General features: G+C 66.3%; 18 protein-coding genes. 8 read left to right on the top strand and 10 right to left on the bottom strand.

Going from position 1 to position 26,960, the window contains the following annotated elements; genetic code table 11:
• Positions 1-6: 6 nt before the first annotated feature.
• From ACOQPH_RS00700 to ACOQPH_RS00690, 3 genes are all read right to left on the bottom strand, one after another.
• A complete protein-coding gene (locus ACOQPH_RS00700; RefSeq protein ID WP_420622850.1) occupies positions 7-1,200 on the bottom strand; it encodes a M24 family metallopeptidase in 1,194 nt (397 codons plus the stop codon).
• Positions 1,197-2,108: a HalD/BesD family halogenase gene (locus tag ACOQPH_RS00695; RefSeq protein ID WP_420622849.1), complete on the bottom strand. Its 912-nt coding sequence runs from the start codon at positions 2,106-2,108 to the stop codon at positions 1,197-1,199. The genes ACOQPH_RS00700 and ACOQPH_RS00695 overlap by 4 nt, the downstream gene beginning before the upstream one ends.
• Before the next feature lie 203 nt (positions 2,109-2,311).
• Positions 2,312-3,520, bottom strand: coding sequence for an acyl-CoA dehydrogenase family protein (locus ACOQPH_RS00690; RefSeq protein WP_420622848.1), 1,209 nt, complete (start codon positions 3,518-3,520; stop codon positions 2,312-2,314).
• Between the two features lie 106 nt (positions 3,521-3,626).
• Between ACOQPH_RS00690 and ACOQPH_RS00685 the strand changes: the two genes are divergently transcribed.
• Positions 3,627-4,931: an acetyl-CoA hydrolase/transferase family protein gene (locus tag ACOQPH_RS00685; protein ID WP_420622847.1), complete on the top strand. Its 1,305-nt coding sequence runs from the start codon at positions 3,627-3,629 to the stop codon at positions 4,929-4,931.
• A 16-nt stretch (positions 4,932-4,947) separates the two neighbouring features.
• On the opposite strand, the gene ACOQPH_RS00680 is transcribed toward ACOQPH_RS00685, so the two are convergent.
• Positions 4,948-5,835, bottom strand: coding sequence for an SDR family NAD(P)-dependent oxidoreductase (locus ACOQPH_RS00680; protein ID WP_420622846.1), 888 nt, complete (start codon positions 5,833-5,835; stop codon positions 4,948-4,950).
• 176 nt (positions 5,836-6,011) lie between these two features.
• Here ACOQPH_RS00680 and ACOQPH_RS00675 point away from each other — a divergent pair, with 176 nt between their 5' ends.
• Positions 6,012-7,226, top strand: a complete 1,215-nt coding sequence (locus tag ACOQPH_RS00675) for an amidohydrolase family protein (protein WP_420622845.1) — start codon at positions 6,012-6,014, stop codon at positions 7,224-7,226.
• 54 nt (positions 7,227-7,280) lie between these two features.
• Here the strand turns inward: ACOQPH_RS00675 and ACOQPH_RS00670 are convergent, their stop codons facing one another.
• The 4 genes from ACOQPH_RS00670 to ACOQPH_RS00655 all read right to left on the bottom strand — a co-directional run bounded on the left by ACOQPH_RS00670 (position 7,281) and on the right by ACOQPH_RS00655 (position 12,730).
• Positions 7,281-8,456, bottom strand: coding sequence for a DUF1015 family protein (locus ACOQPH_RS00670; RefSeq protein WP_420622844.1), 1,176 nt, complete (start codon positions 8,454-8,456; stop codon positions 7,281-7,283).
• 119 nt (positions 8,457-8,575) lie between these two features.
• Complete coding sequence (locus tag ACOQPH_RS00665; RefSeq protein WP_420622843.1) at positions 8,576-9,772, bottom strand: CaiB/BaiF CoA transferase family protein; 1,197 nt, start codon at positions 9,770-9,772, stop codon at positions 8,576-8,578.
• 86 nt (positions 9,773-9,858) lie between these two features.
• Complete coding sequence (locus ACOQPH_RS00660; RefSeq protein WP_420622842.1) at positions 9,859-11,109, bottom strand: amidohydrolase family protein; 1,251 nt, start codon at positions 11,107-11,109, stop codon at positions 9,859-9,861.
• A gap of 46 nt (positions 11,110-11,155) precedes the next feature.
• Complete coding sequence (locus tag ACOQPH_RS00655; protein WP_420622841.1) at positions 11,156-12,730, bottom strand: class I adenylate-forming enzyme family protein; 1,575 nt, start codon at positions 12,728-12,730, stop codon at positions 11,156-11,158.
• A 176-nt stretch (positions 12,731-12,906) separates the two neighbouring features.
• Here ACOQPH_RS00655 and ACOQPH_RS00650 point away from each other — a divergent pair, with 176 nt between their 5' ends.
• The 4 genes from ACOQPH_RS00650 (at position 12,907) to ACOQPH_RS00635 (ending at position 18,981) form a co-directional block, all read left to right on the top strand.
• On the top strand, positions 12,907-14,280 hold the full coding sequence (locus tag ACOQPH_RS00650) for a serine hydrolase domain-containing protein (RefSeq protein WP_420622840.1): 1,374 nt from the start codon (positions 12,907-12,909) through the stop codon (positions 14,278-14,280).
• Between the two features lie 89 nt (positions 14,281-14,369).
• Positions 14,370-17,039, top strand: a complete 2,670-nt coding sequence (locus ACOQPH_RS00645) for a CaiB/BaiF CoA transferase family protein (RefSeq protein ID WP_420622839.1) — start codon at positions 14,370-14,372, stop codon at positions 17,037-17,039.
• Between the two features lie 150 nt (positions 17,040-17,189).
• Positions 17,190-17,780 carry a disulfide bond formation protein DsbA gene (locus tag ACOQPH_RS00640; protein ID WP_420622838.1) on the top strand — a complete coding sequence of 197 codons (591 nt, stop codon included), beginning with the start codon at positions 17,190-17,192 and terminating at the stop codon, positions 17,778-17,780.
• Between the two features lie 28 nt (positions 17,781-17,808).
• A complete protein-coding gene (locus ACOQPH_RS00635; RefSeq protein WP_420622837.1) occupies positions 17,809-18,981 on the top strand; it encodes an amidohydrolase family protein in 1,173 nt (390 codons plus the stop codon).
• Positions 18,982-19,054: 73 nt separating this feature from the next.
• On the opposite strand, the gene ACOQPH_RS00630 is transcribed toward ACOQPH_RS00635, so the two are convergent.
• On the bottom strand, positions 19,055-24,208 hold the full coding sequence (locus tag ACOQPH_RS00630; protein ID WP_420622836.1) for a cadherin-like beta sandwich domain-containing protein: 5,154 nt from the start codon (positions 24,206-24,208) through the stop codon (positions 19,055-19,057).
• Positions 24,209-24,407: 199 nt separating this feature from the next.
• The gene (locus ACOQPH_RS00625) at positions 24,408-24,911 is read right to left on the bottom strand and encodes a hypothetical protein (RefSeq protein WP_420622835.1); all 504 of its coding nucleotides are present in this window, start codon (positions 24,909-24,911) and stop codon (positions 24,408-24,410) included.
• Positions 24,912-24,979: 68 nt separating this feature from the next.
• Here ACOQPH_RS00625 and ACOQPH_RS00620 point away from each other — a divergent pair, with 68 nt between their 5' ends.
• Positions 24,980-26,185 (top strand): LLM class flavin-dependent oxidoreductase, encoded by a 1,206-nt coding sequence (locus ACOQPH_RS00620; protein ID WP_420622834.1) that lies wholly within the window; start codon positions 24,980-24,982, stop codon positions 26,183-26,185.
• Positions 26,182-26,955, top strand: coding sequence for a hypothetical protein (locus tag ACOQPH_RS00615; protein WP_420622833.1), 774 nt, complete (start codon positions 26,182-26,184; stop codon positions 26,953-26,955). Before ACOQPH_RS00620 ends, ACOQPH_RS00615 begins: the two co-directional genes overlap by 4 nt.
• The last annotated feature ends 5 nt before the right edge of the window (positions 26,956-26,960 follow it).

Raw genomic sequence — 26,960 nt, 5'->3', positions numbered from 1 at the left:
CACCAGTTAGCTCAGCAGGGCCTCACAAACCGGCGACTTCGACAGCAACTCAGGACCTGTCGGGGTGATGAGCACCTGTTCCTCGAGCTTGACAGCCTCGGGCCAACCGACAGGGGCCACCAAGCTCTCGACGCACAGCACCATCCCGGCTTCGAGCACGCCGTCATAGCCATCGTTCCCGAAGAGCTCGCGGTTGAGCACCAGCGGGTACTCATTGCACAGACCCATGCCAGGGGCAACGCACGCATTCGCCTCCGAGTGCAGCTCGCCGGGTGGCAGGTAGGCGCGCTCAGAGAGCTCTGCGAAGGTCACCCCTGGCTGCAGCAGCTCGGTATTGCGCTGCACCTGCTCGCATGCGGCGGCATACATGGTGCGCTGCTCGGGCGTGCGCTTGGCGTCGCCCGCGAGCCAAGTGCGTGACACGTCCACGGTGTATCCGCCCAGGCCCACGTGATCAGTGTCGAAAGCGACGAGGTCGCCTTCGCGGATCACCCGATCCGAGCACTCCTGGTACCACGGGTTCGTACGAGGCCCAGATGTGAGCAAACGGGTCTCGAACCACTCTCCGCCGCCAGCGATGGGGACTTGGTGCATGACCGACCAGAGCTCCTGCTCGGTGATGCCGGGCCGGCAGGCTGCTTCCATCGCCGCTATTGCCCGCTCGCACACCTCGACGGCCGAACGGATGGCTGCGATTTCCCCCGGGCACTTGACCGCACGGGCCAGACCAACGATCTCGCCGCCATCGGTCACCTCGACCCCACAGCGACCGAGGGCCCACAGGCCCAGCGGGTCCAGCCGATCCACGGCAAGCCTGGGCTGGGTGCCCCGCCGCCGGAACGGACTCGAACCGAGCAGTGAAGCGATTTCTGCGGCCCAGCGATCGGCGAATTCACCAGTACGCGGCCCGGTGATGAAGTGGTACCAACTCACCGCATTTCGCACCTCACCCACGGCGGGATGCTCCTCGGAGAGGTGTTCGCACGTCTTGAACTCGAACAAAGTGACCGGACCCTCCGCGGGTACGAGTGCGTAACGGCAGGGGTGGTGCAGCGAGTACACCGCCATGTTCGTCGTGCCGGTGGCGTACCTGACGTTGAGCGGGTCATAGAGCAGGAGCGCGTCGCAGTCCGTGGCGACGAGGTGCTGCTGAAGCCTCGCGAGACGTTGTAGCTCGAGGCCCCCCTCGGGCTCGCTCACAAGATGAGCCCGTCGCCCGAACTGCGTGCAAACTCGGCTGCCAGCAGGTGCGCTTCAGTGACGCGGCCGTATACCGACCTGGTCCGATCCACCGGACCGATGACGCCAGGCCGGTTCGCATAGCTGAGTACTCCGACACAACGCGTGGTCTGGCCCTCCACTTTGGTCACTCGGTGCAAGGAGTACCGGCCCAAGAAGATCTGCAGGTCGCCGGCGCGCAGACGGCGGCGGCGCACCACATCAGGTGCTTCGCCGCGCAGCACCCGGCCGAGTCCGTCGAAGTTCTCGTTGCCAGGACTGCGCAGCCCCGGGCAATACTCGAAGTCGCCGCCGGAATCAGGTTCGGCCACCATGAGCGTGACGACAAACTCGTTGGTGTCGTAGTGCCAGTGGAGCTCGCCGCCCGGGGGCGTCACCGTGACAACAAGCCCCGCCAGCGGGTCGGCGTATTCGAACGCCCGGACTTCGCCGACGCACGCCGCCACGAATTGCTTGACGCCAGGTGCGGCATACACGCGCGCCAGCACCACGTCGGGCGGGATCTGGTCGCGGGTGAGGTGACCGATCAGGCGTGACATCTGGATCTGGCGAGGATCGTCCGGCGCGAGACCCACTTCGAGATCGGAGCGCGCGTAGACGCTCGAGGTCTCATGACGCAGCGGTGCCTTCGGCATCAGTGAGGAGATTTCGCTGCGTGCTCGCCGTAACCCCTCGTCGGTCAAGAATCCCGGCAGCGTTGCGCACCCGTCGGCTGCCAGGGCCCGCCTCGTCGTGGCCACCATGTCCGCCCAACTCTCGTTGACTGAACCTCCGGCGTTCTGGGCGTTGCCAACCGGATATTGGCTGACGTTCACAATGTCCTCGAGGGCGTCGCCCTCGGGGTTCGCATACAGCAGAGCCGAACCCACTCTTACCCCCTCTCGAAATGTTGTGTTCGAGGTGGTCCCCGGGACAGTCCGAACGAGCTGTGGACCGAGTTGTGATCACCTTTGAAGACAGTTAACACCCGTGGGGTACATGAACCACGCTCAGTGTTCACACGTCATCCGTGAGCAATGTGCATCGACCGTCGCGGCCTGTCGCCGGCCCGATATCCGGCCAGCAGGTGTGTTCAGTCGAGCAGCGCCCTGCTGATCACGACATCTTGGATTTCGGTCGCACCGTCGACGTAGTGCGTCAGCCGCGAAGCTGCCAGGTGGCGGGGCAGCGGGTGATCCCGACGTGCGCCGACGGCGCCCATCACCTGCATGCAGTCCGCCAGCCGTCGCTCTGCTGCGCGAGTCGCGAACTTCTTGGCATGCGCGGCCATCACGGCCGCCGGGCGGCCCTCCGCCACTGCGAGTGCTGCCCGGTACGCCAGCAGGCGCGACGCTTCGAGGTCTGTGGCCACGTCGGCCAGCCGGAACCGCACACCTTGCAGGTCGGCGATGCGACCGCCGAAGGCCTGACGTTGGCGCACGTATTCGATGGCCGTCGCCAATCCGGTGCGCATCATGCCGCAGCACATCGCCGCGACCAGGACGCGGGCGATGTCGATGCCCTCCATTGCCGCAACGAAGCCCTCGCCCACGGGCACCATCACATCGGCGTCGGACACTCGGCAATTCTCGAAGCTGATGCCGTTGGTTCCGAGGCCGTGTGCGCCGCTCAATTCGTACCCCTCGGAGCGTTCGACGCCGTCGGTACTGCCATCGATGAGAAAGGTCACAATGCCTCGATGGCCGGCTGCGGGATCGGTCTGCGCGTACACCGACAGCAGCTCCGCAGAGGTGCCGTTACTGACCCAAGCCTTCTCGCCGTCGAGAACCCATTCGTCGCCGTCACGGCGTGCCGAGGTGGTGATCTTGGCGGCGTCGCTGCCCACGCCGGGCTCGGTGAGCAGGAAAGCGCCAAGCCGTTCACCCGAAACGAGCGGCGGCAGCGCTCGGGCACGAAGCTCCGCAGGGGCTCGCCGGCTCACTGCCCCCGCCAGGTTGTTGTGACACACCAGCGAGAAGGCGATGGCAAAGTCCGCAGCGGCGATCTCCTCAAGCACGCGTGCGAGACCGATCTGGCTCATGCCGGACCCGCCGTCGGCCACGGGCACCAACAGCCCGCAGAGCTCTTCGCCGGCGGCACTCGCAAATGCCTCAGTCGCGAAGCGGCGATCTCGCTCCCACGACTCGGCCCGCGGCGCGACATAGTCGCGAGCCCACGACGCGGCACGTTCGATGACTGCTTGATCACCCGAGCCCACCGCGGCGTCGGCGACATCTGGCGTGAGTTCGGATACCAGATCCGGTGCGGGCATGGCGTTGAGGTCGGTCTCTTGAGAGCTCATGACCGGGAATATTGCCATTGCGGGTCCCGTACAGTTCGCCCGGACGTGCAGGCGACCCGTCGGCACCTCCGGTAGCTGGACCCTCAACACGAGGAGCACCGCATCGATGAGTCCCGACGGCCGCACACCTCACAACGGCAACCGTGCCGGAACCCAGGTGAGCCTCGACACTGCCGTCGAGCGCATCGGGCGCCGGGCACGCGTCTATGCAGCGCAGGGCTCAGCAACCCCATACGGCTTGCTGAGCGGGATTGACGCTGCACACGATCGCTTCGAGCAACTCGAGTTCGTGAGCGCATTCCTGCTCAGCAGGCCTGCACCGCTCGACCATCTCGGTAACCCATTCCGCTGGACCTCGCTGCAGCCCAGCGGCGCATTGCGCGATGCGCACGGCAGCCCGCACTTCGACGTCGCACCCGCCCGCTACTCAGACATCACCGGCCTCGTGGGCCCCAACGGCGGGCTCGAAGCCGATGTCGTGGCGTGCCAGGCCAGCCCGCCCGATGCGCAGGGGCGCATGAGCCTCGGCACTGGCGTCGGTGGCCATGTCCAGCTGTTGCGATCGACGCCGCTGGTGATCGCGCAGGTGAACCCGCAGATGCCCTACGTGGGTGGGGAAGGCGAATGCCACCGGACCGACTTTGATGCGCTGGTCGAGATCGATGAGCCGCTGGCCGAGCTGGCGCCGGCCGTCGTCGATGACACCGCCCGGGCCATCGCAACTCACGTCGGCCAGTACATCGGCGATGGGACCACGCTGCAGTTCGGGATCGGGTCGATTCCCGACGCCGTGCTGTCCAGCCTCGGAGACCGTCGCCACCTCGGACTCCACGGCGGCATGATCAACGACGCTTGCATCGACCTCATCGCCAGCGGTGCGGTGGACAACCGCCACAAGGGGCCGCTGGGCGATGGCGTGAGCGTCGCCGCAGAAGTGATGGGCACACGCCGGCTCTACGACTGGGTCGACCGCAATCCGGCAGTGCAGTTGGTGCGTGGCTCGCTGAGCCACGGCATCGAGGGCATCGCCCAGGTACGCAACTTCGTGGCGCTGCAGTCCACCGTGCAGATGGCGCTCGACGGCTCGGCGAACTCCGAGGTCGTCGGCGGCCGCTATATCTCCGGACCCGGCGGCGCCCCCGACTTCGCGTTCGGCGCCTGCGTGGCAACCGGAGGCCGAGCCATCGTCGCGATGCCGTCGACGGCTGCGGGCGGGCGTATCTCGCGCATCGTTCCAACCCTCGAAGAGGGCGCACCCACGACGCTGCCGGCGTATGTGGCAGACATCGTCGCAACCGAGTTCGGCGTGGTGGAGCTACGGGGTCGCACGCTCGCCGAGCGGGCCGAGCTGCTCACCTCGATTGCACACCCCGACCACCGGGACGCGCTGAACGAAGCCCGCTCCCGCTAATCGCTCCGGAAGGGCGCTAGAGGCGGCGAACCGAAGCGGCCTTGCCGGTCGTGCCGTACGCCATCCCGGCCATGCGATGCAAGTTGCGCGTGTTGTGCATTTTGCCGTGGATGCGCGGACCCGCAGCCAGCATGGCGCCGTCCACCACGAGCTGCTGACCGCTCACGAACTTGCTGTCGTCGCTGGCCAAGAACAGCGCCGTCGACGCAATATCGCTGCCCTCGCCCCGTTGCGGCCAAGGCTGCAACTCCGACATCACCTCCTCGGCTTGGGCCTCATTCCCGCTGTGCATCAGCGGGGTGAAGATCAGCCCTGGGCAGATCGCATTGACCCGGATGCGGTGGGGTGCCAACTCCAGCGCCGTTGTCTGAGCCAGGCTGATGACGGCGGCTTTGGCTGCCGAATACGCCTGCGGGCCAGCTCCGCCGCCGACACCGGCAATCGATGCGGTGTTGATGATCGAGCCGCCGGTGCCCTGGGGGATCATGACCCTGGCGGCGTGCTTGGTGCCCAGCATCACGGAGCGCACCAGGATGGCGAACGTCTCGTCCCAGGCGTCGGTGTCCAGTTCGGTGATCGGGCCGAAGGCCCCGCCGATGCCGGCGTTGTTGAAGACCACGTCCAGCCGGCCGAAGGCCTCGACCGCCAGCTCAGTCATGGCAGCCACGTCGTCCTCTACCGATACGTCCGTGCGGGTGAAGCGAGCACGCTCGCCGTGGCCAGCCGCGGTCAGTTCCTCCACGAATGCGTGTCCTGCGTCGGCGTTGAGGTCGCCGATCACTACTGAGGCACCTTCGGACAGGAACCGCTCGACTGTGGACCGTCCCATGCCGCTCGCGCCGCCAGTGATCACCGCTGCCTTGCCAGCTAGACGGCCTGTTGTATTTCCGTTGCCCTCGCTCATGTCATCGTCCTCTGCAGGGGTATTCGGTCAGGGTCAGATTGTCCCCCATGGCGCGTGTTCGTGCGCCGGTACCGCTCGGCAGACACTTCGGCGGGACGCTTCCGCTGACATCGGATGTACACCGTGCGAGAATGCTGGCGGAATCATTGGGGCGAATCGGACGCATCGGGGGAATCATGAGCACGACCATCCAGAGAGACCTGTCCGTTCACGGCGATCAGCGCCACATGCACGAGGTGCACAAGATCGCGCACGCTGGCGCTGTGGACGCCGACGGACACATTCTCGAGCCACCCGACCTGTGGGAGGAATACCTCGAGGAGCGCTACAAGGACCTGGCATTGCGCATCGAGATCGAGCCTGAACGCGGTCTCGAAGTGCTCATGATCGACAACCAACTGAGCAAACTGGCGCGCCCTGGCATGGTCTCCACGCTGGGTGCAATGGGCGCAGCCGACTTGCCTGACATCATGTTCAACCCCGAACGCACATATCTGGGCGAGATCCCCTTCGGCGCCATGGATCCCCATCAACGGATCGAGTTGCTCGACGCTGAAGGCCTCGACATCGCGGTCCTCTTGCCGACGATGGGGCTGTTGTGGGAAGCCGAACTCACCGACCCTGAGCTCAGCCAGGCCTACACCCGCGCTTACAACCGATGGATCTGCGAATTCTGCCGCGATCATTCGGACCGGCTCGTTCCTATCGCGCACTTGTCGCTCACCGATCCCGTCGCTGCGGCGGCTGAGCTGCGGCGCGCTGTTGCCGACGGAGTGCGAGGAGCCTTCGTCGCACCGTTCACACACAGTTCGCGCCCGCTCGGTCATCCCGATCACGACCCGGTGTTCGAAGCAGCGCAGGATCTGGGCGTCCCGTTTGCGATTCACCCCACCTTCGAACCGCAATGGACCAAGGGCACTCGCATGGGCACCTGGGAACACGTGCGCGACCTGCGGCTCACAGCGTCTATGACCGCGTCGGACGGCGTGCGTCACCAATTCGTGTCGCTGTTCGACTACGGGGTCTTCGACCGATTCCCCGAACTCAAGGTGCTAGTGCTCGAATCGGGCGGCGGATGGCTCGGCTATTGCCTGGACCGCATCGACGCGGTCTTCGCCCACACCTACACCGGCACCCGGGTGCCGCTGGAAATGAAGCCGAGCGAGTACTTCATGCGTCAGGTGTGGATCTCCTGCGACCCCGACGAGCGCACGATTCCGGCGCTCGCGAAGCGCTTCGGGCACGATCGGTTCATGTGGGCCAGCGACTTTCCCCACGCCGACCACACCCCGGAGTATGTCCTCGACCTCGACGAACTCGTCGACATGTTCCCCGCCGACAAGCAGCGTGACTTCATCGGCGACAACGTCCGCCGGCTGTTCGAGCTGTAGCCGAGGCCATCGCCGTGACCGCCAGCGAGGGCGATCGGCATTGCTGAGGCGGCATCAGCAGCGGACGAGCAGCAATCCGGAGCGGGCCTTCGGCAAGAAGTAGGTGGTCTTCGGTGGCATCACACCACCAAAGTCGGCCACGTCGAAGACCGCCTCGAGGGGAACCGGCGCCAGCATGATCGTGACGGGCGTGTCGGCCGTGGCAACGGTCGTGGGCCGGTAAGTGAGCCTCGGGTCGGATGCGCTCGTGACACCGAAGATCTCGCTGAGCATGAAGTCGTGCACGAAGGCGGCATCGAGCCCGCTCACCGGGTCGATGCCCGGCGGCGCCCCACGTGAAGCGTCGGCGTCACGACGGCGAGCGCGGTACCAATGATCGGCCACGCCGACACCGATCCATCCGGGCTCGGTGGGGCGTGCTGCAACGGCATCGGACACTTCCGTCACCTCACAGCGGGTCGATATCAGGTCCGCCACCCGTCTCGGCATTATGTCGAGCTCGCTCAGCTCGCGGTCGAAACTGCCGAGGTACAGCTCGGCCGTGGGTACCAACGCCACGAGCACTTGGCTGAAGCCGGCTTGATAGGCCGCAGCGACCCGGTGATGTCCGTCCACGATGTACAGCGGGCCATCGAATCCGACACCTTCCGATTCGCCGCCCGGCAAGACCGCAGGCCACAGCGTGACGCGCGCGCCGTCGGCAGTCTTGGTATCGAGCAACGGCTCGTGTGGGGTGGACGCCTCGGACGCTGCGATCGTGGCCTCGATGACCTCGGCGACGGGCGCCATGTCGGGCGCGGTGACGACCACGGGGCTCGACATACGGCCGACCTCGGTGAAGTGCATCGCCAATCCGTGGACCCGGCCAGGCTGGGTGTCCTCGTGCGGCCGCAATTCATGCGAGGCGAGGCTCACACCTCCGAGGAGCGCGTGCTGAACATGGCCGTCGGCCTCGACGCACTGCACGTACAGACTCGGCGAGCGGGTGGAGCCAAATGTACCCAGCCCGATCAACCGGTCCAGTGCTTGTGTGCTGCGCGTGGCGTGCTGCAGGTGTTCGCTGGGATGGCCGAAGCTCTCCGGCGGCGACCCGGCGACATGGGCGAACGAATCAGGATTCTCGGCGAGCTGCTGAGCGCGCTCCGAAGGGGTGAGCGAGTCATAGGGCGCGGGTATCACAGTCGGCGCCCATTCGGGCGTCAGAACACGAGCGCTGACCGGCTCGATCATCCGCTCTCCTTCCCCGCCGCCCCATCTCGTTCGCCTGTGTTGATGAGCTCGGTACGCACAGCGACGCGGCGGATCGAAGTTATCTCACGGTCGGCAGTTGTTTCGACGCGCGGCGCCTGTCAGGGAATGACACCGGTCTGTTTCAACTGCTCGATTGCATCCCAGTCGTAGCCGTGCTCAAGCAGGATCAACTCAGTGTGCTGGCCCAGTTCGGGCGACGGTCCACTGGGATTCCAAGCAGTCGCGGAGAAGTCGACGGGCGTCGCGACCATCTCGGTCGTGCCGCCGCCGGGTGCTGGCACCTCGACCCAGCAACCGGCGGCCTGAGCCTGCGGGTCGGATCGAAACTCCAGGGTGGACTGCACCGGTGACCACCACACATCGTTTGCATCGAAGATCTCACCCCAGGCGGCTCGCGTCCGTGTGGCCATGACCGCATCCATCTCCGCCGTAAGAGCTGCCGTGTTCTCCCTGCGGAGCACGATGTCGCCAAAGCGTGGATCGTCGCTCCAGTCGGGCCGATCCATCGCGCGAACGACGTTGGGCCAGTGCCGATCGCCTTCGAGGCCCAGCATCCAGAGCCACTCGCCGTCGCCGCACCGGTAGCAGTTGATGAGCGGGTTGGGCGGATTATCGCGACCCCAGGCCACGGTCTCGGCGCCGGTCATCGCGGTGATGTTGTGATCCCAGCCCAGCATGTAGGCGCCCAGGCGCATCAGGGAGGATTCGACGAGCTGGCCCTTGCCGCTGCTGGTGCGGTGATAGAGCGCTGCGGCCACCCCGGCTGCCGCCGCCAGTCCAGTCATGTGGTCGCCCATGCCGCCACGCTGGTAAGGGAGGTCGGCACCTTCTGGGGTGAGTGAGCGGGCGATGCCGGCACGCGACCAGAACGTGCCGACGTCATAGGTGTGGCGATCTCGTTCATCGCCCTGCAGCGATAGCCCCGTCACGCTCGCGTAGATCAGCTGCGGGTAGCGCTCCGACAGCGACGGGTAGTCGAGGCCCATCCGTTCGAGCCCGCCGGGCCGGATGTTCGACAAGAAGACGTCGGCGGTTGCCAGCAGTGAGTGCAGAGCGTCGAGGCCCTCCGGTTGTCGCAGGTCCAAGGCGATACTGCGCTTGCCCCGATTGTCCAGATCGAAGGGGGGGTTGCCGACTCCCGGGAACAGCCATTCCAATGAACGGAACGGGTCGCCGTCCGGTGTTTCAACCTTGATGACGTCGGCACCCCAATCGGCGAGTATCCCGCCGCAGGCTGGTCCGGCGACCCACACGCCCAGCTCGACGACACGGACACCTTCCATCGGCCCAGCCATCCGTCCTCCCCTAACTCAACGAGCCAATCGCGATGCGCCAGCCAACCCGGTCATGCGGCCGACGCAGCGGCAACGCGGCAGGGTACTCAACCCCACTGGCACAGTCGCAAAGCGGTCTGCGAGTCGATGCGCTCGGCCGGGGCGAGGGTGCGGCTGGTTGCGGCTTCGATCCACTCAGAGGGATCCGGGGGCACGGTTGGGGCATCGGAAGACAATGTGACCCTGATCCCACGGCGCAGCAGGCTGGCGAGCGGCCACAACCAGCTCTGCTCAGTGATCGAGAGCTGATCGCGGTACTTCTGCTCACGACGGGTCACGAAGCTGGGTTGCGTAACCACGGCGACGCCAAGGCGGGCGATGCGGTCCAGCTGCTCTGGCAGCGCAAGCGCACAGTGTTCGATGCGATCGGGCTCAATCCGATTGGGCTCAATCCGCTCAGATTCGGCGGACCGGGCCGTGTCGAGGATCGGCGGATGCGCTTCGAGGGCATCGAGAGATGCTTGCAACGTGTCGATGTCCATTGCGTGGATGGCGACGGGAAATCGGCAGGCGCGAGCAGTCGCGACCAGTTCGGCGATCACGCTGTCGTCGTCGTGTGGCGGCATCACCTTCGCGTGACCGATACGCACCCCAACTTCCTCGGTCATAGCCGACAGTCCCGGCACGGTCATGCCAAAGGTCAGGTCTTCGAGAGAGTCGAGCCGATCGGCACCCACCATCGCCGTGACGTCCACAGACGGCGCGCCCGCTGCCGCTTCAGCCAGCAGTTCCAATGCGGCGAGGTCGTTCGTGTGCGTCGCATCGGTGCATGCGCTGATGCCCGCGGTGGCCAGTTCGGTCAGCACATCTGTGACAGTTGCCACCGTCGCAGCGCGGTCGGGCCGCGGCACCGCCGCTAGCACATCGTGGCGCTCGACGAGCACATCGCCGGACGCGAGGCCGAGTGCCCGACCCGCGGCGGTGTTGACGACGGCCACATGACCGGTGATGTGATGAAGCACGGCGGGATAGCCGGCGGCGACTGAGTCCAGCTCGGCAACCGTGGGATGGCGCCGCTCATCGAGCAGCGCATCGTCGTAGCCCCAGACCCGCAGCCACGAGTGCGAGGCATCACCCGCCGACACGGCGCCGCCTTGGCGGCGCGCAACCGATCCAGCGCCGCCTTGGCGGCGCGCAGCCAACGCAGCGGCGCAGCGGCGCCGTACGGCTTGCCGCACTGTGGCCAGCAACTCTTCTATGGACGTAGCGGCACTTACGTCCGCTGATCGGCGTGCTGCGGCGCACGCCAGCAGATGCAAGTGATCGTCGCGATACCCCAGAGCCGGGGTGGTGCTCACGGACCGAGCGAGCCCGGCGCGTTCACGCCCAGCCTCAGATCGAGCCTCAGATTCCCAGCTCTTCAAGCATCGGTATGAGGTCGCGGCGCAGCAGCTTGCCGGTGGAGGTCCGCGGAAGCTCGTCCATCAGGTACACGAATTCGGGACGCTTGAAAGGCGCCAGGCGCTCGCGCGCATGGGCAACGAGATCGTCGCCGGTAGTGCCGCTGCCGGGCCGCACGACCGCCGCGGCCGTGACGCGTTCGCCCCATTCCTCGCTGGGCAGACCCACCACCGCGGCTTCGAGCACCGACGGATGGTCGTACAGCATGGCCTCGACCTCATCAGGCAGCACGTTCTCGCCACCCCGGATGATCATGTCGCCCGTACGGCCGGCAAGGAACAGGTAGTCGTCGTCGTCGAGGTAGCCGAGGTCGCCCGTGTGCACCCAGCCCTGGTCGTCGATCGTCACGCGGGTCTTCTCGTCATTGCCCCAGTAGCCGTCCATCGCGCGAAACGTCTGCAGCTGCACTTCGCCGATCCGGCCCGGTGCGACTGGCTCGCCGCTGTCGGCATCGACGATGCGGACCTGCACGTCCTCGAGCACCTGCCCGACCGAGGACAGCCGGTGCAGCTTGCGCTCCTGCTCCTCGGACGTTCCGGAGATGCGGTGATCGTCGGGATCGAGGACCGCCACTGTGGAGGTTGTCTCGGTCTGACCGTATGCCCCGGCGAACGCGACGTTCGGCGGGAACAGATCAATGGCTCGCCGGATCACCGACGGCGGCATCGGCGCCGCGCCATAGGTGATCGCCTCGAGGCCGCCGAACGCCTCGGCAGCAAAATTGGGCGCCTCGAGCACCCGAGCGAGCATCGTCGGCACCAGGAAAGCACGTGTCACCGCGTGCGCCTGCACGCAGTCGATCCACGACGAGGCCTCGAATTGGGGCAGCAGCACCACGACACGCCCGCTGTACAGCGCGTTCAGCATCGAGGTCAGACCAGCGATGTGGTACAGCGGCGCTGCGACTGCCATCCGACCCATGTCTTCGCCGGTGGCGGCGTCGTTGGTGCCCATCACGTAGCCGGTGATGGCGCCGTTGGTGAGCTTCACGCCCTTGGGCATGGCCGTGGTGCCGCTGGTGTACAGCAATGCGCACAGGCCGTCGGAGTCGACATCTTCGGGCACGGGCAGCTCGAATGCCTCGTCTCGTGCTGATGCATACGAATCGGAATCGTCGAGCACGTAGACATGCTCGAGGTCGGCGGGCTTGTTCTGCTCGATCAGGTCGCCATAGCGAGACTCGGTGAACAGCACGCTGATGCCGCTGTCGCTCAGCAGGTGAGCCGTCTCCTCGGCGCCGGCGCGGAAGTTCATCGGCACCACGGTGGCGCCGACGAACGCTCCACCGAAGATGGCTTCCACGCACTCGACGCTGTTGGTGGCGAAGATGCCGACACGGTCGCCAACACCGACGCCGAGCATCGTCAACATTCCCGCGGTGCGTGACACGTTGTCGAGCAGATCCTGGTAGGTGACTGCGCGTGCGGTGCCGCCGCCGGCCTCCGACGCTGAGCCGTCGCTCGACTCCGTCGAGGTGTCGATCAAGATGACCTGTTCGCCAGCAATCGTCGCTGGCATGAAGAGCAGCATTCCGAGATTCACAACAGCCCCCTGTGGCCCGCGCGGACAGAGATCACGGCAGATACTCGCAGGTGTCGTTGCCGCGCGCCAGAACGGGCACAAGGAGCGACACAGTCGCCTACCGCTGGCGCCAATGACTCGCCCGCTCTGCGCTGGATCCGTACGCTTCACGCATGAAGCGACTCGCGTCCGCCCTGCTGGGTCTCGTCCTGCTGGCAGCCGCGTGCAGCAGCGCCGGTGACACCACACCGGACACGGCGAGTGACGCAACAGCGGTGGCGCCAGCCACCGAGGCAGCGGCTCCAACCACTACTGCCGCTCCGGCGACTGAGGCCGCGCCGGAGACCACCGCGGCGCCGGCACCCACTACGCAAGCCCCGGCACCGGCGGCAACGGCCGCGTCGACGCCTGAAACCACCGAGGCCGCGGAGCCTGCAGCTGACCCCGTCAACCCGCTCAGTGCTGCCGTCCTGGAGTGGATGGACGAGACCGGCGCCCCCGGCGTTGTGCTCGCCGTCACCCGGGGAGGTGCTGAGCCGCTCACGTTCGCCTGGGGTGTCAGCGATCTCGCCACTGACATGCCGATGACCCCCGATCACCACGTCCGCATCGGGTCAGTAACCAAGTCCGTCACCGCGGCGGTCGTCTTGCAGCTCGTCGCCGAGGGACTGGTTGACCTCGACGCACCGGTCGCGCAGTACCTGGGCGAAGACTGGGCACCCGGATACGAGCACGCCGCGGCGGTCACCGTGCGCGACCTGCTCGGGCACACCTCAGGCTTCGTGGAGTTCGCCGTCAACACGAAGTTCTACCAACTTGCGGCGTCACGGCTGGATGTGCCGATAACGCCCGAAGAGATCCTGGAGTTCGCTGCGGCGTACGGACCAGTGGCCGATTTGGGCACGGAGTACCGCTACAACACCACCGGCTACGTCGCTGCGGGCTTGCTCATCGAAGCCGTCACCGGCAACACAGCGGCCGATGAGATGCGTGCCCGGGTGTTTGATCGGCTTGGCCTGTCGCACACTTACCTGACGCCCAGCGAGTTCCCGCCCGAGCCCACCGCGAACGGGTACGTCGGCGGCACGTTCGCCTACGTGCTGGGCCCGGTCCTCGGGCTCACCGGCGACAACAAGATCTCCCTCCGAGGCGCCATCTACGTCGACATCGGCACTATGCCCCAGGAGCTCGCCCGTTCCGCCGGGTGGACCGGCGGCGGCATCGAAGCGCGCATCGGTGACGTGGCGCTGCTGATGCGAGGCCTTTTTGCAGGCGACATCCTCGATGCGAGCCAAGTCGTCCTTATGACGACTGGGCATCCCGACCCCGCCGACAGCCACGGCTTGGGCATCAGCACCGAAGAGCTGTCGAGACTGCCTGTCTTCGCACACGGGGGCGGCGTGCCGGGCTTCCGCACCATGGCTGCCTACATGCCCGCGTTCGACACCGGCATCGCTGTGACGGCAAACCTGCTCGGCATCGACTCCGACAACGACGTGGACGACCTGCTCGTCAGCCTGGCACCAATCCTGGCCACTCTGGGCTGACAAGGCTGGCGGACCAGCAAGCGAATCCGGGTCATCGGCCATACTTGCCCCGTCGGGACTGGCCCTCGGGGCCAGACAAGGGGGCAGCGGTGAGCCAGTTGTTGGCCGGCATTCGAGTGCTGGAACTGGCGACGGGAATCTCAGGTCCGTACCTGGGCAAGCTCTTCGCTGACCACGGCGCCGACGTCATCAAGGTGGAGCCGCCCGGTGGCGACCCCGCACGGCGGCATGGCCCCTGGGGCGACGCTGAGTCTGCGCCGCACGACGCAGACGGCTTGGAACGATCACCGCTGTTCCTGCATCTCAACACCAACAAGCGCAGCGTGGTCGCAGACGTGGGCAGCCCGTCGCCCGGCGCGAGCGATCTCGATGTCGTCCGGGGCCTCGTCGCAGGTTCGGACGTCGTGATCGAGTCCTTCGCTCCCGGTCACCTCGCCTCCGTCGGGCTGGGCTACGACGCCTTGTGCCGTTTGCAGCCCGGCATCGTGCTGACCTCGATCACACCGTTCGGCCAGACCGGCCCCTATGTGCAGGCCGGCTATCGAGGCAGCGACATCGTCACCTACGCGATGGGCGGCCCGATGTGGGGCACCGGCATCGACGAGCGTGAGCCGGTGAAGCTGAGCGGCGACGTCACCTCGTACCAGGTCGGCAATCTCGCAGCAGTCCCGACGCTGGCTGCGTTCCAGATCAGCCAGCGCAGCGGCCGGCCCGCGCATGTGGACGTGTCAGCGTTCGAGGCGCAAGCCGGCACGATCGACCGGCGCACGTCATACCTCATCTACCAGGCGTACACGGGTACCGACGTGGCCCGCGAGCCCCGTCAGCCGCAGCGGGCGTCCCCGGTCGGCTTCTACCCGGTGTCGGACGGCTGGGCGCTCGTGTTCACGCTCCCCAACTGGACGCCCCGCATGGTGCACACACTGGCTGCGGCCGGACTCGGGCTCGGCGACGGCGACGGGGAGGATTCGCTGGCCGATCGATTCGCGAATCCCGGGTGGGTCTTCGATCCCGACCTGCCCGACATGGTCGAGACCGCTCTGTACCCGTGGCTCTTCAGTCACACGAAGGCAAGCGTGGCTGCAGCGGCGCAGGTGCACAAGTGGGGGGTGACGCCACTGAATGCGCCGGTCGACGTGCTGGACGACGAGCACTTTGCAGCCCGCGGTGTCTTCGTCCCGGTCGCCCATCCCGTGGCTGGGACCGTGACCCAGCTGACCGCGCCATTCCGCTTGCACTCGGGCTCGAATTCACTGTCGGATGGGCGGCCCGACGTGCCGGCGCGGGCGCCGTTGCTCGGTGAGCACGACGCTGCGATACGTGCCCGTGCCGCTGAAGGTTCCTCCAACGGTGCCCCAGCACGTTCCGATCACCCCGATGGTCAGGCCCATCGCGAGCCTCCCCGCCTTCCGCTGGACGGCATCCGGGTACTGGATCTCACGGTGGTGTGGGCCGGTCCTGGCTGCACGATGTACCTGTCGGATCTCGGCGCCGAAGTGATCCGGGTCGACAATCCGTTTGTCTTCCCGACAGCCACCAGGGGCCTGATGGCGCGCCCGCCTGCCGAAGTCGTGCCCGAGCTGGGGCCGCTGTCGGGATATCCGGACAACGACCCGGGACCACGACCGTGGAACCGGCAGAACATGTTCAACTCCCACGGTCGGGGCAAGCTGAGCTGCACGCTGGACCCGCGCACGGAGCTGGGTCGCGAGACGCTCTTGCGACTCGTGGACCAGGTCGACGTGATCGTGGAGAACAACTCCCTCGGCGTGCTGCCGAAGCTGGGCCTGGACTGGGAGACGGTCCACGCGGCAAACCCACGGGTGATCATGCTGCGGATGCCGCCGATGGGCCTCGACGGCCCGTCGGCCGATTGGCTGGGGTTCGGGGCCAACTTCGAGGCGATGTGCGGGCTGACCGGTCTGCGGGGCTACGCCGACGACGACCCCAAGAGCCTGACGTCGGTGTTCCACATGGACCCCGCCAGCGCCGCGACCGCTGCTTTTGCCGTGCTGGCAGTGCTGGGTCAGCGCGATGGTATTGACGACGCCGGCGGAACTGGCATCGGCGAGCTGATCGAGTTCTCTCAATCGGAGAACGTGATGCAGCACATCGGCGAGTACTTCATCGACGCTGCGGCCAACCGAACCCGCCATCATCCGCTCGGCAATCGGTCCGTCGCACGTGCGCCCCAAGGTTGCTACCGCTGCGCTGGGGACCCCGCCCGCCCGGAACAGGACGACGAGTGGGCGGTCATCGCGTGCGAGAACGACGCCGACTGGCGGGCGCTCGCCGGTCTGCTCGACCGGGACCGACCTCGCGGTGCTCCGGCGCTTGGAGACAATGAGCGGTTGGCGAGGTTCGATGGCCGCATGGGGCACCACGACGAGATCGACGCTCGCATCAGCGCCTGGACGCAGCAGCTCACCTCAGCCGAGGTCTTCCACCGGTGCCAGCGAGCTGGGGTGCCGGCCGGGCCAGTGCTGCGTGAGTCGCAATTGCGGTCCGATGCGCAGATGGCAGACCGCTGCTGGTTCCGCCAGAACGGCTCAACCGAGCAGGGCTGGCACAGCTTCCCGGGGCGCCAATGGCGCTGGGACGGCCCTGAGATGCCGTGGCGTCCCATCGGGATCCTGGGCGACGCCAACGAGTACGTCTTCCGGCAGATCCTGGGCCTCGACGACGCCGGATGGCAGGCGCTGTGCGACGAGGGCCACATCACCCGGGACTACCTGCACCCCGACGGCACCCCGCTGTAGTGGCCTCGCCGCTCGCCGCTTCGGCAACCCCGGAAATGTGCCGCACGCCACAGGTAGATTGCGGCCATGGCAACTGACACGGGCACGGACGCGCAGGCCACGGCCGCCGACATTGAATTCTGGGTGGACCCCATCTGACCTTGGTGCTGGGTGACGGCCAGGTGGGTCGTCGATGAAGTCGCCTCCGAGCGCAACCTGAAGATCAAGTGGCAGCCGATCAGTCTGCTGTTCAAGAACGAGCCGCCGACGGACAGCCCGTACTACGACGCCGTAGTGGGCACCCACGGGCATCTGCGGGTGATGGAGTCGATCCGTGCCGCCGAGGGCGACGATGCCGTGTTCGGCGTGTACTGGGATTTTGCGAGCCGCATCCACCACGACGGCGACCGCGATTTCGACATCGCGAAGGCCCTCGAAGAACTCGGCATCGATCCCGAGCACGCCAAGGCAGCAACCGACGAGTCGTGGGACGGCGAGATCCGCACGCGCATGGACGAAGGCTTGGCGCTGGTCGGCACCGATGTGGGCACGCCGATCATCGCCCTCGACCGCAGCGACGGCGAGCGAATCGGGATCTTCGGCCCGGTGATCACGCGGGCGCCCCAGGGCAAAGAAGCCCTGAAGCTGTGGGACGGCATGATCGCCATGATGGATGTGGACGGCTTCTGGGAGCTGAAGAAGACCCGCACCGAGCGCCCCGAGTTCGGCAGCCGCCCGGTGACTGTCCCCGCAGTGAGCTGACCGGCATTCGACAACGGCGCACCAAGCGATGAGCGGCACGATCCTCGACGATCTGAAGATCATCGACATCGACAGCCACTGGTCCGAGCCGTATGACCTGTGGACGTCACGAGCGCCTGCGAAATACCGCGACCGTGTCCCGCGGATGACCGAGCGCGACGGCAAGCGCCGCTGGTGGTTCGACGACGCCATCCCCATCGGGCTGCCCATCGCATCGTCGGTCGTCGATCCCGACGGCCAGAAGGTCACCGGCACGGTGTTCTTCGACTTCGACAACGAGATGGTCCACCGCGCCAGCTACGACGCGCAGGCTCGGGTTGCCATGCTCGATGAGCTCGGTCTCGAAGCGCAGATCATGTACCCGAACGTGGCCGGCTTCGGGAATCAGAACTTCCTGAAGTCGCCCGACGATGCGCTGCGACTCATCTCGGTTGAGATCTACAACGACGCCCTCGCCGAGTTCCAAGAGGCCAGCGGCCAGCGAGTGTTCGGCATGGCGTTGCTGCCGTGGTGGGATCTCGACGCCGCAGTGAGAGAGATCGAGCGCTGCCACGCAAACGGCCTGCGAGGCATCGTGACGTGCTCGAATCCCGAGGAGGCGGGCCTGCCCGACATGGCGATGCCGCATTGGGACCCTGTGTGGCAGGTCTGCTCGGACCTGCGGATGCCGGTCAACTTCCACATCGGCTCGTCCAAGGGGAACCTCGACTACTACGGCAAGGCACCGTGGCCGTCGTTCGGACCCGAGCGGCGCCTGGCGGTGGGTTCGGCCAACCTGTTCATGGGCAACGCCCGAGTCGTCGGCAACATGATCTACACCGGCGTGCCCGAGCGCTACCCAGAAGTGAAGTTCGTGTCCGTCGAGAGCGGAGTGGGCGGGCTGCCGTTCTTCCTCGAAGTGCTCGACCATCAGATGCACGAAACGGCCCCCAACGAGCTGGCCGAGTTGTCGATGCTGCCCTCCGACTACTTCCGGCGGCAGTTCTACGGCTGCTTCTGGTTCGAGCGCTCCACGGTCCGGCCGACGCTCGAGTACGTCGGCGCCCAATCGCTGATGTTCGAAACCGACTTCCCCCACCCCACCTGCCTGTACCCCCGCGACGACCACGACCTGGTCAAGGCGCTGGAAGGCATTCCTCTCGACGACGTCGAGCGCATCATGTCCCTCAACGCGGCCGAGCTCTACCGCATCGACATCTGACGCAGCTCACTGCCACGACCCTTCTCGACGGCACGGCCCGGCGCTCGCAAACCGACCACAACAGCGAGGACGCTCATTCTTCCTCGGCGGCGTCTATCAGGTCTTGAGACAGGCCAGCCGCCACCGCTAGGGCGTCTATGGCGTTTCGCAGTCTATCTTCGCCATCGTGGGCGGCCGGGTCAGGCAGCGAGTTGGGGCTGGTCTCGCCTAGCGGAATGTCCGGATGGAGGCCGTGCACCTGCCGCAACTCGTCCGCGAAACGCTTGTAGAGATACGCATAGAAACGCGACCCGTACCCCGACCCGGACGGATACCCGGCCGGGCCCGCCATTTCAACAGCAAGCTCTTCCCGTATTGCGACGTACGCGGCAGCGTCAGCCGCAGAGAACGACGACGGGTCGTCGTCGGTGACGGTCACCGCGACGTCTGCTGTCACGGTGTCGTAATCGCCGCCGGTGGCGGTAAGCGTGATGGTGGTGCTGTCGTCGCTGGTGTTGGTGTCGTCGGTACCGGCGATGGTGACGGTGCGAGCGGTGCTCCAGCTGGTGGTGCCGAAGGTCAGGGTTGCGGGGCTGGCGGTCGCTACGGCGGTGTCAGCGGATGCGATGGTCATCGTCACTGCTGCCGATGGTTCCGTAGCCAATCTCACCTCAATGGTGGCGGTGCCGTCCTCGTGCACCTTCACCGAAGTCTCTGACAGAACCAGGCCGGGCGGGGTGATGGGTTTCGGCTCAGGCGGCGCGGCGCGGGTGACCGTCACGGTGTAGGTGCGGGTGGTCTGGCCGTCGGCGGCGGTGACCTCCACCGCAATCACGTTGCTGCCCACCGCCAGCGACACCGTCCCGTCACCGTCGGGCGCGCCGTCCAGCTCGACCACATAGGACGCCCCGTCGTCGCTCACCGTGGGTGTCACCGTCGTTTCCGAGACATCGTTGGCGACGTCGGCGGAGTACCGCGTGGCGGCCGGGTCGAAAACACCGATGTCCACCCCGCTGAGTGCCAGCCCGCTCAGAGTGGCGTCCGTGGACAGAGGCGGCGGCTGCTTTTCCGCCGGGACGCCGACTGTGAAGTCGGCAGTTGCCGACGCCAGTTCCACGTTGTCAGGCGAGGAGATGCTCGCCCGGACGGTGTAGTCGCCCGCCGGGCAGTCGGCAGAGACGGCGCCCGTTCGGATTTCCGGATCATCGTCCACCCTGTACATGTAGCGATCGACGCCCAGGCCATAGCCTCCGTCCCGAACCTCGCACTCGTCGGCCCCGACCACGTCAGCCCGGAAGACGTAATCGATGTCGGAGCCGTCGGAATCCGCCTCCAAGCCCGCGAACGACATCGTGACGGCGACCTCCGTGCCCGGTTCCACCGTGCCCGACGGCGAAAGGCCGATCGCTACCTCTGGCCCTGTGGAGGCAGGCGCGGCGCGGGTGACCGTGACGGTGTAGGTGCGGGTGGTCTGGCCGTCGGCGGCGGTGACCTCCACCGCGATCGCGTTGCTGCCCACCGCCAGCGACACCGTCCCGTCAGCGTCGGGCGCGCCGTCCAGCTTGACCACATGGACGGCTCCGCCGTCATTCGTCGTGGCCGTGACGGTGGTCTCCTCCACGTCGTTGGCGACGCTGGCGGAGTACCCGGTGGTGGCCGGGTCAAACCCGCCGAAATCCACGTCGCTCAATGACAGACCGCTCAGCGCCGCATCCTCCGACAGCGGCTCAGGCGGCGGCTGCTTTTCCGCCGGGACGCCGACTGTGAAGTCGGCAGTTGCCGACGCCAGTTCCACGTTGTCAGGCGAGGAGATGCTCGCCCGGACGGTGTAGTCGCCCGCCGGACAGTCGGCAGAGACGGCACCCGTTCGGATTTCCGGATCGTCGTCCACCCTGTACATGTAGCGATCGACGCCTAGGCCATAGCCTCCGTCGCGAACCTCGCACTCGTCGGCCCCGACCACGTCAGCCCGGAAGACGTAATCGATGTCGGAGCCGTCGGAATCCGCCTCCAAGCCCGCGAACGACATCGTGACGGCGACCTCCGTGCCCGGTTCCACCGTGCCCGACGGCGAAAGGCCGATCGCTACCTCTGGCCCTGTGGAGGCAGGCGCAGCGCGGGCGGAGGCAGACCAGGCACCATCGCCGTCGGCGAATACCTCCCGCACCTGCACGTCATAGCTGACGCCGTTGGTCAGGCCGGTCACGGTGTGCTCAAGGCTGCCCGAGCCGGAAGTCCAGACGTCCTCCACCACTGTCCAGTTGCCGTCGTCCTTGTCGGCGGAGGACTCGATGTGGCGCAAGTCGTAAGCAGTGATGGCGGCGGCAGTCGACGACGGAGCGGTCCAGGCAACGGTGAGCGAGCCGTCGCCAGCGGTCACCGAGTCGATAGTGACCACGGGCAGCCCCTGCACCACATTGTCCGATACGCGTTCTGCGCTCTTGCTGTTGCCTTGCCCGTCGGTGTAGGAGGCGGTGGCCCTCAGATAGCTGCCAACATCGGCCGTCACCGGTGTATAGGCGGCCGACGTCGCGCCGTCGATGAGCACCCAGCCAACCTGGCCGTACGGAGAGCGGTGCCATTCCCAGGCGGCGACGCCCGCGACGCTGTCCGGGTCGGTGAGGGCGGCGCTCAGGACGGCACCGACCCGGGGCTGCGCCAACGACAGGGCCACAGTTCCCGAGCTGCCGGACGCCTCGGCTGGGCCGAACACCCACGGGCGGGCCTGCTTGATCGCCAGGATGTTCGCGCTGGTGATCTTGAACTCGATCTCCATGGCGAACGACTCACCGGATGCCGGGTTGTACAGATTGTCGAACTTATTGTGGATCGTGGTGAGGTGCCGGCGCAACTGATCCAGTTGGACTTGGGTCATGAGGAGTTGCCCTGGTTCCGCCTGGTTGGAGATCGCCAGGATGGTGAACCCTCCCCCGGAATACAGCAATACCTCCTCTGGCGTCGAGTGTGCCTCGGGATTAGTGACCAGATCCTCGCCGATCTGAGTGTTGACGTAATATCTGTCGGACCTGCCGCGGACGGGGTCGAAGCTGACGGCGACGCCGTTGGCCAACTCGTCGGAATAGTTGGGATGGACCAGGACCCCCATCGCCGCCGCCAGGTGATCGACGCGATGGAAATCGCGTTCGACGAAGGCCCGGAAGTTCCACAGGCTGGCGTACACCTGCTTGAGGGACTTGTCGATGCCATCTTCTTCGGTCTCGTCGGCATGCTGGGTCTTGGAGTCATACAGCCCTGCGCCGTTGAACCCGGGTAGGTCCTCGTTATTGGTGCTGGATCGGTAGCGCAGCGAGGTCCCCGCGGGAAACTCCGCGTGCATGTCGGTCAGAGCGTCGACGATCCATTGGGGCGTCTCCCCCTTCTTGATGGCTTTGCGCAGCTTCTTGAGCTTGGACTCCTGGGTGGCGTAGTCCGTTTGGAAATCGGAGTCGGCCAGCATCTCTTCGATGTCGTCGTAGAAGCCGTTGTGCTTCATGAACTCGTCGTAGAAATAGAATGGGACCGCAAAGCCATCGGGGACCGTTCCCGCCGGAAAGCCCAGCGTCCCCAGCACGGCCACATTGGCCGCCTTGACGCCGAAGGCCTCCCAGTCGTCGAAGCCGACCGCACTGAGAGGCTTGATCTCAGTGACCGACAAGTCCCGTTGCGGCGACTGCTTCACGGCGGGTCGCGAGGACGCGAAGTGAGCATCGACCTCCGCGCGGGTGGCCTTGCGGATCGAGTATCCGTCCGCAGTCACCTCATAGCGGACGTAGCCGCCGATGAGACCCTTGATGTCGTTGTCTTCGAGGACTCCGCGCACGTAGGCGTTGGGAACGCCGTGCTGAACGGCGCGTAGGTTCACATGCGACAAGGGCGTCTGGGGGACGGTGGTGATGATGCCGGCGACGCGGGGAAGCTCGTTGGGCAGTGCCTTGTAGATCACCACATCGCGGGGATTGGGACGCTGGCCGGGTTCCATCACCCGCAGATAGCCATACCCTTCACCCGGGTTCAACGAGAGCAAGCGCGACGGGTAGATGTCTCGTTCGAACACTCGCCCGATTCGGGACGCCTCATAGGACGCCAACTCGTGCTGAACGTTCACCAGTGCGTGGTTCGACATGTAATGGACCAGATCGTCCTCAAGCAGCGGCATGTTGGCCGCGAGGATCGTATGAATGCGATCCACAACGCTGAAGGGTTGCCTGGGAACCAGGAAGTAGCTGTAGACGCCGGGACTGCCATGAGGACCAACGACTTCCGAGTGATGTGAGATCAAGCCGCCGACAAACCCGCTGCCCTCCTCGAGGCCTAACGTACTCAGGAACGAACCATGCAGCGGATGCGTCCTGCTGTTCATGAAGTAGAGACGCGGGTTGTCGGTGTCCATGCCGAGCAGAATGAACTTGAGGTACTGGCCGGCGATCCTCTCGAGTGTGCTCCGATCGGGAACGATCACGGCGCCGTCGTTGAATCCGACAGCGGCGGCGGGGTTCACCGGGTTCATGCCCACTGGGTCTGCGAGTTCGGTGATGTCGTCGATGCAGTCGCCGTCGACGTCGGCCGGGTCGGCGACGAAGAACTTCCTGACCCGGTAGCGCTCCTTGGGAAGCGCCGCGATGTTCTCGGCGAGGGTGGTCGTGCCCGCCGCCCCGCGCGTCACCGAGACCGGAACCTCCACCTCGCTGCCGTCCAGATCGTGCAGCACGTAGAGCACGAAGTACTCCTGCGCGGTGGACTCGACCACTATGGGAACGGCCTCAACCTCCACTGTCGTCGGCGTTGGGCCATCGCCGCTCTCAGAACACGCCTCGCCCTCAGGGGGGGGGGGGGCTTCCTCATCAGCGGCGGTCTCGCCAATGGTGAAGCTCGCGCTGGCCGATGCCAGTTCCACGTTCGCCGCCGACGCTATGACAGCCTTGATGGCGTAGTCGCCGGCCGGGCAGTCGGCGGAGACAGTCCCGGTGCGGACTTCGGGGTCCTCGTCCACCTTGTACATGTAGCGGTCGACGCCCAGTCCTTGGCCTCCGGCCTGGTCCTCGCACTCGTCGGCCCCGACCACGTCAACCCGGAAGACGTAGTCGATGTCGGAGCCGTCGGAATCAGCCTCCAAGCCCGCGAACGACATCGTGACGGCGATGGCCGTGCCCGGCGCCGCTTGGCTGGACGAGAGGGTGAGCGCTACCGACGGCGACGACTGAGCGCTTGCCGGGTGGGGCAACAGGACGCCGACGAGAACGACGGCCACAAACGCGCCCTTGACCGCAAGAGCGGCAGACGAGGTCGTGCGTCCTGCGAGGCCGGACCTAGACCTCCCGGTGCAACCCTCACCTAGGCCGCGCACACGATGCCTCACACTTCCTCCAAACCGAAGAACGGTTCCCCGTGAATACGGCTACTCGATGAGCGGCGACAGTCCTTAGAGCAGATTCAAACTGTAGCAACTGCTACCAAAGATCGCCGCACATACCACAACGATGCGGCTGCCATGTTCTCGATGAGGTGGCCGGCCTCACGCGGATATCGCAACGGTGCCAAGCCGCGCTGCAGCACTGTGCTAATGCAGTCACGCTTCGCACCAGGTCGCCGAGAGCGACATCCATCAGCAGCGGATGACCGAGACGCAGCCACCAGATGCGATACCGCTCGATGCCAGCGGCAAGCAGTCGAGCAACTGTCTGGTACATCACCGTGGTCTTGCCGACGCGGCGCGGGCCCAAGATGACATGCCATCGCAGCAAGCCGTCTTCGATCGTCCGGCGCCACAGCACCCGCGCCAGCGGGCGTTCTGTCGGCGGAGCGAGCACCGCTGGCACCGAGCCGGATTCGTGCCACGGGTTCTGATTGCTGAGCAATCGCAGCCGTTGACCCCTTGCGTGGGCGCCGTTGATGATCTCGTTGACATAGTTCTCGTCACCGAGAACTCGAGCGGCTCGGCAGGCAACGGCCACGACGACGCGCTCGCCGAGTCGGCCACAGGCCCCGACGGCGACCGACGTTGGTGGGCTAGAACTGCGCGATGAAGTTCGGGATCTTCTACGAGCTGTCGGTGCCGCGCCCGTTCAGCCGAGCCAATGAGTGGTTGACGTACCACAACGCGCTGGAGCAGTGCCGTCTGGCCGACGAGCTGGGCTTCGACCACGTCTGGGCAGTGGAGCACCACTTCTTGGAGGAGTATTCCCACTGCCCTGCTCCGGAGGTGTTCCTCACCGCGGTGGCGGCACAGACGCAACGCATCCGAGTCGGCCATGGCGCTGTGGTCTGCGTGCCGGAGATGAACAGCCCGATTCGCGTCGCCGAACGGGCGGCGGCGCTCGACATCATCTCGAACGGCCGCCTCGAGCTGGGAACCGCCCGATCGAGCACGTGGACCGAGCTGGGCGGATTCTGTGCCGACCCCGACGACACCAAGAAGACCTGGGACGAGTTCGTGCGGGTGATCCCGCAGATGTGGACCAGCGATGACTTCGGCTGGGAGGGCGCACGCTTCGAGATGCCGGCGCGCAACGTCATCCCCAAGCCGTTCCAGGAGCCGCACCCGCCGATGTGGATGACGGTCACGACTCCCGGCACCGAGCTGGACGCGGCTGAGCGCGGCTTGGGCTGTCTCGGCGTGAGCGCCGCACCGTTCGCGGAACAGGAGCGCCGCACCGTCGAGTACTACCGCCGGGTTGCCAACTGCGATCCGGTCGGCAGCTTCGTGAACGACCAGGTCCACACGCTCAACTTCCTGTACTGCCACGAGGACTACCGGCAGGCCGCCGCGCTAGGCCTCCCGATGGTGGGCGCGTTCAGCATGTCCAACGCGCACCTGTATTTCACGAGGGAGGCGTACCCGACGAGGGCCTACCAGACACTCGGTAACGCGGGCGCTGCGCTGCGCAGCCGCGCTGCCCCGAACAACGCCGCTGCGGCCGACGACCCGAGCGCAGCCAAGGGCCTGCCCGAAGGCGTCGGCATCGGCGATCCCGACCACCTCGTACGGACCATCCGCAAGTGGGAGGACGTCGGCGTGACCGGCATCAACTTCCTGCTCAACGCCATGGAAATGATCCCCCAAGAGCAGGTACTCGACAGCCTGCGACTGTTCGCGACCGAGGTCATCCCGCAGTTCCAAACCCCGGCCGAACGGGCACAGCCAGTGTTGACGCCGACCACCGTTCCCGTCGTCGGCCAATCGAATGCGGCCACCTCGTCAACGACCTCCACCGGGGCGAGCCGATGATCTCGGGAACTGCGTCGGTCGACGAGTTGGCTGCAGACGCAGCGGAAATCGAGTCGTTCGGCAGCGAACCCATCACGCTGGGCGGTGTCACCGGTCTCTCGCTGGTCGCCGAGTTGCGGCGCGGCGCCCGCGAGGAAGTCCTGCCGCCAGCACTGCACCCCATCGTGCCGCCCGCAATGTCACTGCTCGCCTGGGATGTGGGCGACTCACCATGGGGGGCGTTCAGTGCCGTATCCGTTCGGGTCGTGTGCCGCAGCGGTGCCCGCGCCCGAACGTTCTGTATCGGTGCAGCAGCTACCACGGACGACGCCGTCGCAGGCTTGCGGTCTCAACTCGGATTCCCCGCACAGCGCGCCGAAGTGGCGTTGCGGCGCCACTACGACGGAGTCGACCTGACGGTGGCCTCGAGCGGCGGCGCGGGTGACGGCGCGGCACGTCGAAACGGCGCTGGGCCGATGCTCGCGGTGAGCGCCCTCGATCCCGATCCGCTGTCGGTTGGCGACCTTCAGCACGTCGGTTCGATGAACTTGGCGCACACCCCGCTGGGGCTGCGGCTCGTCCAGGTCGAGACACATCACATGCCGTCCCGCGTGGAGCGACTGGCCGCCCGTATCGATGCATTCGATGCTGAGGCCTGGGGTCAGCGGCTGCTCGATCCGTACTGGGTCGTGAGCTGTTCGGTGTCGCTTGAGGACATCGAGATTCCCGCGATCCGATTCGTCTGCGACCCCGCCAAGCCGGCCGCGGACGGCACCGAACGCGTCCAGTAGCGTCC

The sequence above is a fragment of the Candidatus Poriferisodalis sp. genome, from assembly GCF_965221945.1.
In the GTDB taxonomy this organism is placed as follows: domain Bacteria; phylum Actinomycetota; class Acidimicrobiia; order Acidimicrobiales; family Poriferisodalaceae; genus Poriferisodalis.
The sequence above is the reverse complement of the archived record's forward strand: the minus strand, read 5'-3'. Positions and strand labels throughout refer to the sequence as shown.

Excerpts from the sequence above, each read along its gene's own strand:
- ACOQPH_RS00690 (WP_420622848.1), bottom strand. The coding sequence starts at position 3,520 with ATGAGCTCTCAAGAGACCGACCTCAACGCCATGCCCGCACCGGATCTG.
- ACOQPH_RS00685 (WP_420622847.1), top strand. The coding sequence starts at position 3,627 with ATGAGTCCCGACGGCCGCACACCTCACAACGGCAACCGTGCCGGAACC.
- ACOQPH_RS00680 (WP_420622846.1), bottom strand. The coding sequence starts at position 5,835 with ATGAGCGAGGGCAACGGAAATACAACAGGCCGTCTAGCTGGCAAGGCA.
- ACOQPH_RS00675 (WP_420622845.1), top strand. The coding sequence starts at position 6,012 with ATGAGCACGACCATCCAGAGAGACCTGTCCGTTCACGGCGATCAGCGC.
- ACOQPH_RS00670 (WP_420622844.1), bottom strand. The coding sequence starts at position 8,456 with ATGATCGAGCCGGTCAGCGCTCGTGTTCTGACGCCCGAATGGGCGCCG.
- ACOQPH_RS00665 (WP_420622843.1), bottom strand. The coding sequence starts at position 9,772 with ATGGCTGGGCCGATGGAAGGTGTCCGTGTCGTCGAGCTGGGCGTGTGG.
- ACOQPH_RS00655 (WP_420622841.1), bottom strand. The coding sequence starts at position 12,730 with ATGCCAGCGACGATTGCTGGCGAACAGGTCATCTTGATCGACACCTCG.
- ACOQPH_RS00650 (WP_420622840.1), top strand. The coding sequence starts at position 12,907 with ATGAAGCGACTCGCGTCCGCCCTGCTGGGTCTCGTCCTGCTGGCAGCC.
- ACOQPH_RS00635 (WP_420622837.1), top strand. The coding sequence starts at position 17,809 with ATGAGCGGCACGATCCTCGACGATCTGAAGATCATCGACATCGACAGC.
- ACOQPH_RS00620 (WP_420622834.1), top strand. The coding sequence starts at position 24,980 with ATGAAGTTCGGGATCTTCTACGAGCTGTCGGTGCCGCGCCCGTTCAGC.
- ACOQPH_RS00615 (WP_420622833.1), top strand. The coding sequence starts at position 26,182 with ATGATCTCGGGAACTGCGTCGGTCGACGAGTTGGCTGCAGACGCAGCG.